The sequence below is a fragment of the Pseudideonella sakaiensis genome, from assembly GCF_048320135.1.
Taxonomy (GTDB): Bacteria; Pseudomonadota; Gammaproteobacteria; order Burkholderiales; family Burkholderiaceae_C; genus Ideonella_A; species Ideonella_A sakaiensis_A.
Genome location: NZ_CP182947.1, coordinates 17043 through 30567 on the forward strand (window position 1 = coordinate 17043; position 13525 = coordinate 30567).

Below are 13525 nucleotides of genomic sequence, written 5' to 3' on the forward strand. Positions count from 1 at the left end.
CAGAGCAGCATTCCGAACCCGGGTGCAGTCACCTTCGCTCGAGAGTCGACCGGTGTAGTGGGCGTTGTGCGCGCGCAATTTTGTGCGAATCCTCATTTGAGGTACCATCTCATGTCCTAGCGAGGGCGGTCAATTTTAAATGACAACAAGCGGTCTGGCAGACAGCATTCTTGATTTGCCGCGCCCAGTGAAGCGCGCTTTGGCAATTGCAGCCGATATCGTCCTTTGTGGGTTCGCCGTTTGGATTGCGCTGTATTTGCGATTGGAACGTTGGCTCCCTGTCGGAGAGATCCCGATGTGGGCCGTGTTTGGTTCTATTGCGCTTGCTCTCCCAATCTTCACGTATTTCAACCTCTACGCGTCGATCTTCAGATCCGCGGGTTGGAAGGCTACGCAGGCCGTGGCGAGAGCATGCATGGTGTATGCGGTTCTCTACGCTTCCATCTTTACAATCATCGGCATAAGCGGTGTCCCGCGCACAGTTGGGATCATCCAACCTCTGCTGATGTTCATGGCGGTCAGTGGCAGCAGGCTAGTAGTCCGTTTGCTACTTGGCGACCTTTACCGCAGCATAGTCAACCGCCAGAAGTTGCCCGGCGTATTGATCTACGGTGCAGGCTCCGCAGGCCAGCAACTTGCCTCAGCGCTGGCGCAGTCGGGTGAATACCGGCTCGTCGGTTACATCGACGACGATCATCGGATGCAGGGGCGTGCGCTTGATACCGTGCCGATCTTCGCGCCGTCGACGCTCCCCGGAATCATCGAACGTCTTCATGTGACGGACGTGCTGCTCGCGATGCCATCGATCGAGCGGCAACGTCGTATCGAGATCCTCGAATCGCTGCGCCAGTATCCAGTCTATGTGCGTACCTTGCCCGGTGTTGCCGAATTGGCCAGCGGCGAGGTCGATCTCGGAGATGTGCACGAACTCGACATCGCGGACCTGCTCGGCCGTGATGCAGTGACGCCGGACCAGGCGCTGATGGAAGCCAATATCCGCGGCAAGGTGGTGCTGGTAACAGGTGCTGGCGGGTCGATCGGCAGCGAGTTGTGCCGTCAGATCGTCAAGTGCAACCCGCGCCGGCTGTTGCTGTTGGACCTCAGCGAATATGCGCTGTATCAGATCACGACCGAGCTGCAGGCGATCGTTGTTGATAGGGAAGATTCGTTGGCCGTCGAACTGCGGCCGCTGCTTGGTTCGGTGACAGACGAACGGCGCCTGCGCGAGATCATGTCCACCTGGCGGCCGCACACGGTTTATCACGCCGCCGCCTACAAGCACGTGCCGATGGTCGAGCACAACATGCTGGAAGGCATTCGCAACAACGTTTGGGGAACGATGGTCTGTGCGCGGCAGGCGATCGCCCATGGCACGCAGAACTTCGTGTTGATCAGCACCGACAAGGCTGTCCGGCCAACGAACGTGATGGGTGCCAGCAAGCGCTTGAGCGAAATGGTGCTGCAGGCGCTTGCCGATGATGTTGCAACGGCTGCACGCAATTCAGAGGGCAACCGAGAAGGTTCGGTGTCCCCGACGCGCTTCACGATGGTCCGCTTCGGCAACGTGCTGGGCTCTTCCGGATCGGTCGTCCCGCTGTTCCGCCAGCAGATCGCACAAGGCGGGCCGATCACGTTGACGCATGCCGAGATGACGCGCTATTTCATGACGATCCCGGAGGCATCTCAGTTGGTGATACAGGCCGGTGCAATGGCCAGCGGTGGCGATGTGTTCGTGCTCGACATGGGCGAGCCGGTGCGCATCTACGATCTGGCGCGGCGGATGGTGGAGTTGTCGGGGCTGCGGGTGGCAGACGAGACGAATCGCAACGGCGATATCGAGATCAAGGTGACTGGGCTGCGGCCGGGCGAGAAGTTGTACGAAGAACTGCTGATCGGTGATGGGGCGAGCCCGACATCGCACCCGCGCATCATGAAGGCGCATGAGGATTTTCTTCCGTGGGGGGAATTGCAGAAATTCCTCGCTGAGCTTGACGACATGATGTTGAAGGCCGACCTTCAAGGCGTGCGAACAATGCTGCAACGGCTGGTGTCGGGTTACACCCCAGGCAATGAGCTGGTCGATTGGGTTCGGTTGGCTGAGAATCGGCAGGATGTGGAGCTGCAGCTCGGGGATTTGAAGGGCGAGGCAGTCTCCGAACCTGTCCAGGCCCCGGTTGAGATGGATGGCGTGGCGAGGGACGCATCCCAGCCGCCCAGGCCTGGCCGGCCCAAGCTCGTGGCGGTGGCAACCGGCGAGCAGAAGCGCGCCTGAACAGTCGATGTGCTGATGGCCGGCTCGAACAGCAGCCGATGAGTTGCTGCGCAAGCGAAGGTCGGCTTGATTCACCTATGATCCGTCGATCGACTCAACGATTTCCGGTCTTCATGGCAGATTCGCGCACTTCGCCCGCAAGCTCGCTCTTGCCTTTGCAGCAACGCACCCTTCGCTGGGGATTCTGGATCTGCGCTTTGGTCGTGCTGGTGCTCTCGTTGCTCCCCGGTGAGAAGATCCATATGCCGACAACCGGCTGGGACAAAGCGGACCATCTGTTGGCATACATGGCGATGGCCGCGCTTGGTTGCCTTGCCTGGCCGAAACGGGTGCTGCTTGTGCTCGCCGCGCTATTGCTGTTCGGCATCGTGATCGAGGGCCTGCAGGCGATGACGGGCTACCGGTCTGCAGAGCTGCGGGATGTGGTGGCGGAGTTGATCGGGTTGGCGATGGGGTTCGGGCTGGCCTGGGGAGTTGGCGGTTTGTTGGCCCGCCGGCAGGATCAAGGCGAGGGTGGCGCGGATGTGGCGGTGGTGGGGTTATCTGCTGCGGCGGCTCGGCGGTCGGGTGGGGCAGAGCGGAGGTAGTTGCCTGGCTTGAAGATGAGGCGTCGTCGGGCTGGTGGGTGGTTCGGATCTCGAAATGAGCGCTGGATGGCGTCCAATCGGGGCTGAAGCCCCTCCCACAAACTCACTGTGCGTTTGCATCCTTGGAAAGCGATTGGTAATATCCTTTCCACAGAAGGGATGTCGCGATGGTTGCTGCAGCGCTGGAGATTGCCCCGAAGCTAGAGCATGCCGCCGTGCTCGGCAAGGCGGTGATGCGCGCGGCCGAGCGGCTTGGGTTGTCTCGGGCGGCGCTGGCGCGGATTCTCGGCGTCAGCGCGCCGACGATCTCCCGCTTGTACTCCGGCGGCTACCAGCTCGACGAGCGGCGCAAGGAATGGGAATTTGCGTTGCTGCTGGTGCGTGTATTCCGTTCGCTCGATTCGATCGTCGGCAGCGAGCAGTCGGCGCGGGCCTGGCTGAACAGCGAGAACCTTGGCTTGGGCGCCCGGCCGGCCGATCTGCTGCAACAAACCGAAGGGCTGGTGCGCGTTGTCCACTATCTGGACGCCTCACGCGGTCGCGTCTGAGGCGGGGCGCTGGCAGGGCAGCGTCTGGCGCATCGTCGAGGCGCAGCACATTGCCTCGACGATGAAGATCGTCGACACGCGCAGCGAGCAGGATGTGCTGGAAAGCCTGCTCGAAGCGAGCAAGCCGCCGCGGCCGGCCGGCACCGAGGCGCCGCTGCACCATCTGCTGGCCACGCCGTTTCGCTACCACCCGCTGCGCGCCGGCTCGCGGTTTCGCTCGGCGACCGATCCGGGCGTGTATTACGGTGCCGGCAGCGTGCACACGGCTGCCGCCGAACTGGGCTACTGGCGCTGGCGCTTTCTGATCGATGCGGTGGATATGGATCGTATCGAGCCGGTTGCACACACGGCGTTCAAGGCCGAGATCGATGCGTCGGCTGCCATCGATCTGCGGCGGGAGCCGTTCGATGTCGATGAGCCGGTGTGGACTGCGCCTGACGATTACGGACCGACGCAGGAATTTGCTCGCGTGGTGCGCGAGGCGGAGGTCGACGCGATCGTCTACCGCTCGGTGCGCGACCCGCAACCCGCTGGAAGGTGCCTGGCGCTGCTCGCGCCGCGCGGCTTTGCCAGAAAGGCGCCGTACCCGCAGATGCAGACCTGGTTTCTGGCGGTCGCGCGCGAGCAGGTGAGCTGGCGGCGGGATAGCGGGGAAGGGATGCAGTTTGGGTGGGGTGGAGAGGGTGCGCCGAACCGATGATCACTTCGCGGGCGCGGCGGGCTGCTCTCGCGCTTTCCGCCGCACCGAGCCGAATACCCCGTCGGAGTTGCAGGCCGCACCGGACCGGTATTCGATCACCCCTTTGCCTTCCATCGGCTGGAACCAGACCGCCGGTTCGCGGCTGGAGCGGCGCTGGCAGCCGACGGTACGCAGCAGCAGGCTGGTGCCTTCGATCTCGTACCAGTCGGGCGAGTCGTAGCTGAGCCTGACTTCGTAGCGACCCCAGGGCATGGCCTGCGGTTTCAGCATGTCGCGCAGGGCGCAGGCCGGGGCGCCGGGCGTTTGCGCCGGCCTGGTTGCCGGGTCGCTGGCCGCGCCGGGGTTGCCGCCGTCGAAGCGCAGCACCATGCGCCCGCCTTCCGGTTGCAGCTTGGCCGGAGTCGCCAGTGCATAGACATCGCAGCCGGCGGTCATCAGCAACACATCGTCGCCCATGACGCCATAGAGATCCGCGGTCTTGCGGGTGACGGTGACCGATTCGGCTTGTGCGGTGGCCGGCTGGGCGGCGATGGTGAGGACGATCGCGAGTGCCAGGTTGATTGCGGATACCAGCGCCAGACGAAAGCGGTGGCGGTGCGGACGGGTGGGCTCGGGAGAACAGCGCGGAGAATTCATGCTCTTGCGGGAACGGGAAGCGGACAGCTGTACAACGCGGAGATTGTCAGCGGACGCGAGGGCGCAAGAAGGCAGGGGTCTCCTGGGGGTCGGCGTCAGCGCGCGTTCCGGGCCGGCGCTTTCTCAGGCGACCACCACCAGCTCGCATCGGACGATATCGCCCATCGAGAGCAGGCCGCCTTCGATCACCCGAGCGGTGACGCCGCCGTGGCCGCGCATCGCGTTGTAGCCGCCGCGGCCGAGGGCGGCTTCCATCTTCGAGCAGGGTTCGCACGGGCCGGAGACTTCGAGCACGACTTGCTCGCCGATCATCAACCGCAATGTCTGGTCGCGGAAGAGGCTGCGCGCGGCGATCAGGTTGAGGCCGGAGATGACGATGTTGCGGCGCAGCTGAGCCGGGTCGATGTGTGGCTTGCCGAGCAGGGCGGCGATGACGGGGAGGTGTTCGGCTTGGAGGAGGGTGACTTGCCGTTTGCTGGGGGGTGGCGGTGCGGGCGATTTGTCGGATTGCAGGGAGCTCGAATCGGGGCTGAAGCCCCTCCCACCTGAATCAGTCAACGCCGACGCGGTGATCCTGCAACTGCGGTCGCCGACGAGGCCGGCGCCGTCGATGGCCTCGGCTGACTCGACCGACTGCATCGGCTGGTTGCGGGCCGGGCGCAGCAGGATGGCCTCGACGCGGCCTGGGTGAGCGAATTGGCGGGTGAGGTCGCGCATGGGGTTGGGCGGTGGTTTTTCTCTTGCGTTTGTGGGAGCGGCTTTAGCCGCGATGGCGGTTTGCGCAGGGGGCAATCGCGGCTAAAGCCGCTCCGGGATGTGGCAGAGTTCGCTGGTTATCGAACCAGCCCGAACCGGGGCTGAAGCCCCTCCCACAAAAATCCCCTGCAACCCGGATTGCGGCGCTGGCTCGCTACGGCACCTGTACCACCTCGCAATCACGCGGCCGGCATTCATCGTTGAGCCAAGCGGTTGCGAAAGCGGCAAGATCCTGGTGCCGCGAATGGCACAGCGACAACTCGTCGCCGGCGTTCGGGCTGCCGTTCGGTGCGCGCAGGATCAGCGCGGCGTGGATGCTGGCCGGCATGCCGCGGAAATAGGGCAGGAAGTCGTCGACGAAGGCGACCGGCGCGAGTGCGGTGATGGCATCGGCCTTCGGGCTGCGCGCGCCGTTGTGGTGGCCGGTGGCGACGACGCGCTCGATCGGGAAGCCGAGCGTGCGCAGGTTGCCGAGCCGTGCCTTTTCGTATTCGAAGTCGAGCGCCGAGACGCAGACGAGGTCGAAGCCGGCATCGCGCAGCCGGTGGCAGGCGTCGATCGCGCCATCGATCGCCGGCAGGTTGGACCAGAAATGCAAGTCGAAATGACGCCCGAAATGGCTCAGCCGCTCACCCTGCAGCCGCTCGACCTCCCAGCGGTCGACCGGCCAGTAAGCCAGCGGATCGCGCTCGCCCGGCCGCAAGCCGAACGCGCGGTGCCATGCGTCGGCGTAGCCATGATGGAAATCGAGCAGCACGCCATCGGCATCGAGGGCGATCAGGGGTTTTCTTGTTGGCATTGTCTGAATCTACTACCGCGGGGGTGATGGCAGTGGGGGCGGGGTTTTTCAATCGCGCCGGTGATTGAGCAACATGCATGCCGGGGCCGCGCGCGCTCCGAAGCGCAAAATGAAGAGCTTTGATGAGGCTCGAAAACCGGGGGGTGCCATGGGATCGATCGACATCGGCGATGCGAAGGCCTGCCTACACCGGCTGGTCGACATTGCCGCCCGGGGCGAGGACGTGGTGCTCACCCGCAACGGCATGCCGGTGGCGCGCATCTCGCGGTTGGTCGGCCAGAAGCGCCGAATCAGATTCGGTCTGTTGAAGGGCCGGATCAGGATCGCAAAAGGCTTCGACGCTGTCATGGCTGACGAGGAGGCGCTGCGGGCTTGTCGTCGCCTTCGACATTGCGTTCTTCTGGCCAATGGCTCCGCGCGATGAGGCGGGTCCTTTGGGCACGACCGATCAGCTCCGCTGCAGCCGCCGATAGGCACTGAAATGCCGAAGCGCCTCCTTCGCATGCCCTAGCTGTTCGTGCAGACGGGCGGCGTTGTAGTGGGCGTCGGCAAGGGTCGGGTCGAGTTTGAGCGCGCGGGCGTAGGCCTGCAGCGCCTCGGCGGCGCGCTGCTGGTCTTCGAGCGCGATTGCGCGGTTGAAGTGGAGCAGGGCGGCGGCTGGGCCGGCGTTGGATGCGCTGGCGCTGATTGCCTGGTCGCAGATTGCCAATGCATCGGCGCAGCGGCCGGCGTCGCAGAGCATCGCGCTGAGGTTGATCGCGGCGTCGAGGTGATCGGGGGTGGAGGCGAGGACGCGGCGGTAGGCGTGTTCGGCGGCGGTTGGGTTGCCGGTGGTTTCGTGGTGGACGGCGAGGGTGAAGAGTTCGGTGATGTCGGAGCCGGCATTTGTTGTGGGAGCGGCTTCAGCCGCGATTTGGTTGCCTGCCTCGGTTGCAATCGCGGCTGAAGCCGCTCCCACAGAAGTCCGCCCACGGTCGGCGCCGATGTCTGCCATCGCTCCACCGCTGTGCGCCGCAGCCACCTCGAAATCCAGCAGCAGCTGCCCGCTCGGCGCCTCCCAGCGGGCGTCGGCGTCGCGCACCGCGACGTCGTTGCCGATCACCTTGATGCGCAGGCCGCTGAGCGGCATCTCGTCGGGCAGCTTGGCCTTCAGCTGTTTCAGTGAGCGCAGCAGGCGGCGCGGGCCGATCTTTGCCTGGCGCAATTGGTGGGCGGTGCGCAGCAAGACCACATCCTGGAATGAGAAGCGGTAGGCATTGCGCGGACCGCGCTGCGGAACGACGAAGCCGGCCGCGATCAGCCTTGTGATCACCTTGCGCGACAGGCCGAGCATCTGCTGGATCTGGCGGAGCGAGTAGGGCGCGGGCGCGGCTGGGGCCGGGCGAGGGGGCACGGGGGGCGGGGTCCTTGGGCGAATGCTGCGGGGTGGATGTTTGTTTTGTAGGAGCGGCTTCAGCCGCGATTTTTTTGTATGCCCCCAGCCCGAATCGGGGCTGAAGCCCCTCCCACGAAGCTTGGCTTGGTGGTGCTGAATGGCGAAGTCATGTGCATACCTGTGGGAGCGGCTTTAGCCGCGATTTTTTAGTAGGCCCCCAGCCCGAATCGGGGCTGAAGCCCCTCCCACAGGGCATGGCAAAGCAACAGCCCGAATCGGGGCTGAAGCCCCTCCCACAGAAATCCCCGACCATCACTTCCGTGCCCGCGCCTTGGCCGGCGCCGCGACCGGCTCCTCGGCCTTTGGCGCCCTGCGCGCGCCTTTGCGCTGCTCTTTCGCGGCATCGGCGCTGGCGGCAGCCGTTTTTCCGGCGGCCTTCTTCGCGGCGGGCGGCTTGCTGGCGCCTCCACCCTTGCCACCCAGGCTCGCGCGCAGCGCATCCATCAGATCGATCACCTGGCCACCGCTCGTTGGCGCCTCGTGCGGAGCCGATGCGACGACCTCCTTGCCGGCGATCTTTTCGTCGATCGCCGCGAGCACGCGGGCCTTTTCCTCGTCCTTGAACTGGGTCGGGTCGAATTCGTCCTGCGTGATCTGCTCGATCAGCTGCAGTGCAAGTTTCAGCTCGGCATCAGACACGTCGACCCGCTCGATGTCGAGGTCCTTCAGCGAGCGCACTTCCTCGGCATAGAGCAGCTGCTGCAGCACGAGGCCGTCTTCGACGGCGCGCACCTGGACGACGTATTGCTTGGTTTTCCAGCTCCAGCGCGCCAGCGCGCAGCGGTCGCTCTTGCGCATCGCTTCCATCAGCAGCGCATAGGGCTTGCCGCCGCGCTTGTCGGGTGCGAGCAGATAGGCCTTGTCGTAGTAGATCGGGTCGACCGTCTGCAGCGGCACGAAGGCGACGATCTCGATCACGTGGCTGGCCGCCTCGTCGAGCGCCTTCAGCTCCTGCGGCGTGAACAGCACGAAATGGTCTTTTTCGAACTCGTAGCCCTTGACCATGTCTCCGCGCTCGACGACCTTGCCGGTTTTCTCTGACACATATTGCTGCTTCAGCCGCGAGCCGTCCTTGGCCAGCATGTTGAAACGTATCGTCGACGCCGATTCGGTCGCCGAATACAGTTTGACCGGGATATTGACGAGCCCGAAGCTGAGCGTCAGTGAGGCGATTGAACGTGCGGCCATGGCATGCCCTTCATGAAGCGTGCGGATTTATCCCGCAGCATAAGCCGCAAGTGGCGCATCGGCCAGCGGGGTTTGGCGCCGTTGCAACGTAGGAGGGTGGCGAAGGGACCGAGGCCGGGAATTGTAGGAGGGGCTTCAGCCCCGATTTCTTTCCGGAGCAGCAGCCCGAATCGGGGCTGAAGCCCCTCCCACAAATGACCCATCCCCTCCAGAATTGATACTCATCCGCCCAGCCGCTTCACCGCCTTCGCGAGGCCTTGCCGCGATTTCCAGTATCCGGCCCATGGGTCGTTTTTCTCGAACGACAGGTATTCGCGGGTATTGGCGATCGTCCATTGATCGCCGCTCTTGATCTCGTCGAGCTGCTCCCAGGCCACCGGCATCGAGACGCCGAGGCCCGGCCGGGCGCGGGCTGAAAACGCCGCGACGGTGGTTGCGCCCTGGCTGTTGCGCAGGTAGTCGATATAGATCTTGCCGACCCGGTTTTTCGGGCCGCTTTTGGCGACGAAGCGGTCCGGGATCACTTTCGCGATGTGCTGCACGACATCGCGCGAAAAGCCCTTGACGGTTTCCCAGTCGAGTTTGGCCGCAATCGGCACGACGATGTGCAGGCCCTTGCCGCCGCTGGTTTTCAGCCAGGCTTTCAGGCCGAGGTCGTCGAGAAACGAGTGCAGCAGCCGCGCCGCCTCCTGCACCTTTTTCCAGCCGACGCCTTCGCCGGGGTCGAGGTCGAAGACGATGCGGTCGGGCGTCTCGAAGCGGCGCGCCAGCGCATTCCAGGTATGGATCTCGATCACGTTCATCTGCGCCGCGCCGACCAGTGCGGTGGCGCTCGGGATCGAGATCAGCGGCTCGTGCTCGGGGTCGATCGCCGGGTCGAGCTGCTTCAGCCCGGTGATCTTCAGCGACTCGGCGTGTTTCTGGAAAAACAGCTCGCCGCCGATGCCGTTCGGACCGCGCACCAGCGAACATGGCCGCCCCTTCAGGTGCGGCAGCATCCAGTCGGCGACGCTGTCGTAGTAGCGGACCAGGTCGAGTTTGGTCAGGCCGCTTTTTTCGTCGATGACGCGGTCGGGGTTGGTGATCTTCATCTGTGGGGAAGCTTTGGATTGGTTTTTTGTGGGAGGGGCTTCAGCCCCGATTTTTTGGCTGCCACCAGCCCGAATCGGGGCTGAAGCCCCTCCCACAGAATTCTCCTCTCGCACCACCTGCTTCGCCGGCTTGTCGTCGCGCAGGCCGAGGAAGCTGGCGTGGCGGACCTGGCCGTCGCTGGTCCATTCGGCGAATTCGACTTCGGCGATGAGTTTCGGTTCGACCCAGCGCGGCGGCGCGGGCGAGCGTTTTGAGAATCGGCCGGAGCCGACCGCTGCCGCGCCGTCGGCGAACGGCGGTTTGTCCCGCTCGATCTTGACCAGGCGCTTTTTCAGGTCGGCGGCGAGTTGGCCGTTCCATCCGGTGCCGACGCTGCCGACCGAGACCAAGCGCTTGGCGTCGAATACGCCGAGCAGCAGGCTGCCGATTTCTGCGGCGCCGCGCTGGCCGCCGCGGTCGGTGAAGCCGGCGACGACGAACTCCTGCCGCAGCCTGGTCTTCAGCTTCAGCCACGCGTTGCTGCGCGCAGAGCGGTAGGGCGCGTCGCAGCGTTTGGCGATCAGCCCTTCGAGACCGAGCCGGCTTGCCGAGGCGAACAGGTCTGCCGGGCTGCCTTCGAGCTCGGCACTGAGGCGCAGCGCGCCGCCATCGGCATTCGCCGGCAATGCCTGCTGCAACCGGTGCTGCAGCAGCCGTCGGCGGTCGACCTGCGGCAGCTTGCGCAGATCGCGGCCGTCGAGAAACGGCAGGTCGAACAGGAAATAGACGATCGCGTCGCTGGCCTTCCTGCCGTCGAATGCGAGCTGCAGCGCGCCGAAGTCGGGCAGGCCATCGTCGTTGAGCACGACGATTTCGCCGTCGAGCCAGGCGTTCTTGATCTTCTGCGCCGCCAGCTCACGCGCCAGCCGCGGCATCTTGGTCGTCCAGTCGTGGCCGTTGCGGGTCAGCAGTTTCGGCTTGCCTTTTTCGTCGATGCGGGTCAGCAGGCGGTAGCCGTCGAACTTGATCTCGTAGAGCCAGGCGTTGGCTTCGGATGGCAGCGAGGTGGAGGGGGTGGCGAGTTGGGGCGCGAGGGTGGCGGGCAGGGAAGTTTTGGGGGCGGAGGCGAGGAGGGTGGATGGGGAGCGTTGCGTGGCGGGTGAGGAATCGCGGCTGAAGCCGCTCCCACGAACGCTTTTCCACGGCTGCGGAGGGCCGGGCGGTGGCTTGCTGACGACGCTGTCGGGCAGCGCGGTGATCACGTCGTAGTCGGCGTGCGGGCGCTCGAATTCGTCGTGTTTCTTGAACAGGATCCATGGCGGCTGTTTCTCGTGGCCTTTGGCGATGCGCACCAGTTCCCACAGGCCGGCGAGCTTGTGGCCGTGCAGCGTGAATAGCAGCTTGCCGTCGGCCAGGCCCTTGTGCGGGTCGCCCTCGGGCACCCAGCTGCCGCGGTCCCAGACGATCACCGTGCCGGCGCCGTACTGGCCCTTCGGAATCGTGCCCTCGAAGCTGTTGTACGAGATCGGGTGGTCTTCGGTCTGCACCGCGAGCCGCTTGTCCTTCGGATCGAAGCTCGGCCCTTTCGGCACCGCCCACGACAACATCACGCCGTCGAGCTCGAGCCGGAAGTCGTAGTGCAGCCGGCTGGCCGCATGTTTCTGCACGACGAAGGCCAGCTCCTTGCCCTTCTTCTTCGGCCGGGCCGCCGCGGGCTCGTCCTGCGGCTCCGGCGTCTTGCCGAAATCGCGTTTGCTGCGGTAGCGGTCGAGCTTGTCGGATGCCATGGGCGCAGGGTCGATCTGAGATGGCGCCCATTCTGTCCGACGGCGGGTGCATCCAGCCAGCCTATTGCTGCGTAGCAAACACCAGCCCGCGTCGATTTGTGATCGGGCAAGCCATTTCTCCACCGACCGACCGAATCAAGGACACACCACCATGACATCGCCGAAACATACTGCTTCGACCCTCGCCGCCGCCGCGCTGACCGCACTCGCCGTCTGGGCGCCGGCCGCCGCGCACGCCGGCCACCTGAACCCGGTGCTGGAGGCCAACTTGACCGGCATCGAGGAGGTCAGCGCCGACAAGAAGGGCATGGTCGGCGATCCGAACGCGCGCGGCCGGGCGATGGTATTCGGCATCGACGGTGCGCAAAATGCCAATACGCTGTGCTACACGATCATCGTCGACAAGGATCTGGCCGAGTTGAACCAGGCGCCGGGCAACGGCCGCGCCGCCCACATCCACGAAGGCGCCCGCGGCAGCAACGGCCCTGTGGTGGCCGCACTGGCGTGGCCGCAGAACGGCCAGGCCGGCGATTGCATCAGCGAGGCGACCGAAGGCAAGTTCCCGACCAAGGAAGCCGGCATCGCGCAGCGCATCCTGAAGAACCCGCAGAACTTCTACATCAACGTGCACAACAGCGCGTTCCCGGCCGGCGCGATCCGCGGGCAATTGGGCGAGACGCCGCACGTGCATTGAGCCAGTTCGCCAGGCTGCGGCGGGTGCAGGTTTTTTTAGGGGCGGCTCTGGTCAGCGGTCAAGAAACTCGAGCACCCTGCGTGCCAGCCATTGCCTGCAGCCGGGAAACCCGCCGTGGCCACCTTGCTGCGGGAAGTCGAATTCGACGGCGCTGGACACCGATGTCGTCGGCAATGCCCATTCCGGCAGAAACGGATCGTTTCGCGCATTGATCAGCAACGTGGGCACGGTGATCCGTGCGAGCAGCGGCAGCGCCGACGACCGGGTCCAGTAGTCGATGTGATCGGCGAAACCGTGCAGCGGTGCCGTCAATGCGGCGTCGAACGCCGGCAGGGTCGAGGCTGACCGGATGCTGCTGGCGTCGATTCCGCGCACCGCATGAAAGTCTGGGAAGCGCTCCAGCTTCGCCAGCGCCTTGCGGCGCAGCGGCGTGAAATAGAGGAAGTGCCAGCCATAAAGGCGATTGAAGCCGCGCCCGATCTCGCCGCCGAATGCGTTCAGGTCGACCGGGGCGGAGATGGCAACGGCCCGCGCCACCACCTGCGATGCGGCTGCGCCCTGTTCGCCCAGCCATTTGAGCAGGGCATTGCCGCCGAGCGACACGCCGGCCGCGCAAACCGTCTGGTATTGCCGCGAAAACCGTTCCAGGATCCAGCCGATCTCCGCGCTGTCGCCGGCGTGGTAGGCACGCGGCAACTGGTTTGGCCGGCCCGAGCAGCCTCTGAAATGTGGCACCGCGCAGCGCCAGCCGCCAGCGCGCAGCGCGTGGCGGAAGATGATGCGCACATAGTGGCTGGCGCTGCTGCCTTCCAGGCCGTGGAACAGCACCAGCACCCTGCGCGCATCGTTCGGCCCCGCGGTATCGACATCGATGAAGTCACCGTCCGGTGTTTCCCATGTCTCGCGCTCGAATTGCAGGTCGGCCGCGCTACCGGCAAGCCAACGGGCGACGATCGTCTGCAGATGCGGGCCTGGCAACCACCATGGCGCGCGATAGCAGGCGTCGACGCCGGTGGCGGCAATGTCGTGCGGCGCGAGCAGAGCGGTCATCG

At 65.0% G+C, this 13525-nt stretch carries 13 protein-coding genes; 6 read left to right on the forward strand and 7 right to left on the reverse strand.

What is annotated here, in order from left to right; translation table 11 throughout:
* Positions 1–139: 139 nt before the first annotated feature.
* The 4 genes from ACNH6H_RS00095 to ACNH6H_RS00110 all read left to right on the forward strand — a co-directional run bounded on the left by ACNH6H_RS00095 (position 140) and on the right by ACNH6H_RS00110 (position 4107).
* Positions 140–2272, forward strand: coding sequence for a polysaccharide biosynthesis protein (locus tag ACNH6H_RS00095; protein WP_418314689.1), 2133 nt, complete (start codon positions 140–142; stop codon positions 2270–2272).
* A gap of 77 nt (positions 2273–2349) precedes the next feature.
* On the forward strand, positions 2350–2859 hold the full coding sequence (locus ACNH6H_RS00100) for a VanZ family protein (protein ID WP_418314690.1): 510 nt from the start codon (positions 2350–2352) through the stop codon (positions 2857–2859).
* Positions 2860–3026: 167 nt separating this feature from the next.
* Complete coding sequence (locus tag ACNH6H_RS00105) at positions 3027–3407, forward strand: antitoxin Xre-like helix-turn-helix domain-containing protein (protein ID WP_418314691.1); 381 nt, start codon at positions 3027–3029, stop codon at positions 3405–3407.
* A 61-nt stretch (positions 3408–3468) separates the two neighbouring features.
* A complete protein-coding gene (locus ACNH6H_RS00110; RefSeq protein ID WP_418314692.1) occupies positions 3469–4107 on the forward strand; it encodes an RES family NAD+ phosphorylase in 639 nt (212 codons plus the stop codon).
* On the opposite strand, the gene ACNH6H_RS00115 is transcribed toward ACNH6H_RS00110, so the two are convergent.
* From ACNH6H_RS00115 to ACNH6H_RS00125, 3 genes are all read right to left on the reverse strand, one after another.
* Positions 4108–4743 (reverse strand): hypothetical protein, encoded by a 636-nt coding sequence (locus tag ACNH6H_RS00115; protein ID WP_418314693.1) that lies wholly within the window; start codon positions 4741–4743, stop codon positions 4108–4110.
* Positions 4744–4866: 123 nt separating this feature from the next.
* Positions 4867–5460 carry an MOSC domain-containing protein gene (locus tag ACNH6H_RS00120; RefSeq protein ID WP_418314694.1) on the reverse strand — a complete coding sequence of 198 codons (594 nt, stop codon included), beginning with the start codon at positions 5458–5460 and terminating at the stop codon, positions 4867–4869.
* A 193-nt stretch (positions 5461–5653) separates the two neighbouring features.
* The gene (locus ACNH6H_RS00125) at positions 5654–6298 is read right to left on the reverse strand and encodes an HAD family hydrolase (RefSeq protein ID WP_418314695.1); all 645 of its coding nucleotides are present in this window, start codon (positions 6296–6298) and stop codon (positions 5654–5656) included.
* Between the two features lie 73 nt (positions 6299–6371).
* On the opposite strand from ACNH6H_RS00125, the gene ACNH6H_RS00130 reads away from it, so the two are divergent.
* Entirely contained in the window at positions 6372–6722 is a 351-nt protein-coding gene (locus ACNH6H_RS00130) for a type II toxin-antitoxin system Phd/YefM family antitoxin (RefSeq protein ID WP_418321166.1), read from the forward strand.
* A 24-nt stretch (positions 6723–6746) separates the two neighbouring features.
* On the opposite strand, the gene ACNH6H_RS00135 is transcribed toward ACNH6H_RS00130, so the two are convergent.
* The 3 genes from ACNH6H_RS00135 to ligD all read right to left on the reverse strand — a co-directional run bounded on the left by ACNH6H_RS00135 (position 6747) and on the right by ligD (position 11779).
* Entirely contained in the window at positions 6747–7691 is a 945-nt protein-coding gene (locus tag ACNH6H_RS00135; protein WP_418314696.1) for a tetratricopeptide repeat protein, read from the reverse strand.
* Positions 7692–7985: 294 nt separating this feature from the next.
* Positions 7986–8921 carry a Ku protein gene (locus tag ACNH6H_RS00140; RefSeq protein WP_418314697.1) on the reverse strand — a complete coding sequence of 312 codons (936 nt, stop codon included), beginning with the start codon at positions 8919–8921 and terminating at the stop codon, positions 7986–7988.
* Between the two features lie 221 nt (positions 8922–9142).
* Complete coding sequence (gene ligD, locus ACNH6H_RS00145) at positions 9143–11779, reverse strand: DNA ligase D (RefSeq protein ID WP_418314698.1); 2637 nt, start codon at positions 11777–11779, stop codon at positions 9143–9145.
* Between the two features lie 151 nt (positions 11780–11930).
* Between ligD and ACNH6H_RS00150 the strand changes: the two genes are divergently transcribed.
* Positions 11931–12473 (forward strand): CHRD domain-containing protein, encoded by a 543-nt coding sequence (locus ACNH6H_RS00150; RefSeq protein WP_418314699.1) that lies wholly within the window; start codon positions 11931–11933, stop codon positions 12471–12473.
* A 51-nt stretch (positions 12474–12524) separates the two neighbouring features.
* Here the strand turns inward: ACNH6H_RS00150 and ACNH6H_RS00155 are convergent, their stop codons facing one another.
* Positions 12525–13523: a YheT family hydrolase gene (locus ACNH6H_RS00155; RefSeq protein ID WP_418314700.1), complete on the reverse strand. Its 999-nt coding sequence runs from the start codon at positions 13521–13523 to the stop codon at positions 12525–12527.
* Between the last annotated feature and the right edge of the window lie 2 nt (positions 13524–13525).

Coding starts and splice junctions, on each gene's coding strand:
- ACNH6H_RS00155 (WP_418314700.1), bottom strand. CDS start 13,523: ATGACCGCTCTGCTCGCGCCGCACGACATTGCCGCCACCGGCGTCGAC.
- ACNH6H_RS00095 (WP_418314689.1), top strand. CDS start 140: ATGACAACAAGCGGTCTGGCAGACAGCATTCTTGATTTGCCGCGCCCA.
- ACNH6H_RS00120 (WP_418314694.1), bottom strand. CDS start 5,460: ATGCGCGACCTCACCCGCCAATTCGCTCACCCAGGCCGCGTCGAGGCC.
- ACNH6H_RS00100 (WP_418314690.1), top strand. CDS start 2,350: ATGATCCGTCGATCGACTCAACGATTTCCGGTCTTCATGGCAGATTCG.
- ligD (WP_418314698.1), bottom strand. CDS start 11,779: ATGGCATCCGACAAGCTCGACCGCTACCGCAGCAAACGCGATTTCGGC.
- ACNH6H_RS00130 (WP_418321166.1), top strand. CDS start 6,372: ATGCATGCCGGGGCCGCGCGCGCTCCGAAGCGCAAAATGAAGAGCTTT.
- ACNH6H_RS00150 (WP_418314699.1), top strand. CDS start 11,931: ATGACATCGCCGAAACATACTGCTTCGACCCTCGCCGCCGCCGCGCTG.
- ACNH6H_RS00125 (WP_418314695.1), bottom strand. CDS start 6,298: ATGCCAACAAGAAAACCCCTGATCGCCCTCGATGCCGATGGCGTGCTG.
- ACNH6H_RS00110 (WP_418314692.1), top strand. CDS start 3,469: ATGAAGATCGTCGACACGCGCAGCGAGCAGGATGTGCTGGAAAGCCTG.
- ACNH6H_RS00140 (WP_418314697.1), bottom strand. CDS start 8,921: ATGGCCGCACGTTCAATCGCCTCACTGACGCTCAGCTTCGGGCTCGTC.
- ACNH6H_RS00115 (WP_418314693.1), bottom strand. CDS start 4,743: ATGAATTCTCCGCGCTGTTCTCCCGAGCCCACCCGTCCGCACCGCCAC.
- ACNH6H_RS00105 (WP_418314691.1), top strand. CDS start 3,027: ATGGTTGCTGCAGCGCTGGAGATTGCCCCGAAGCTAGAGCATGCCGCC.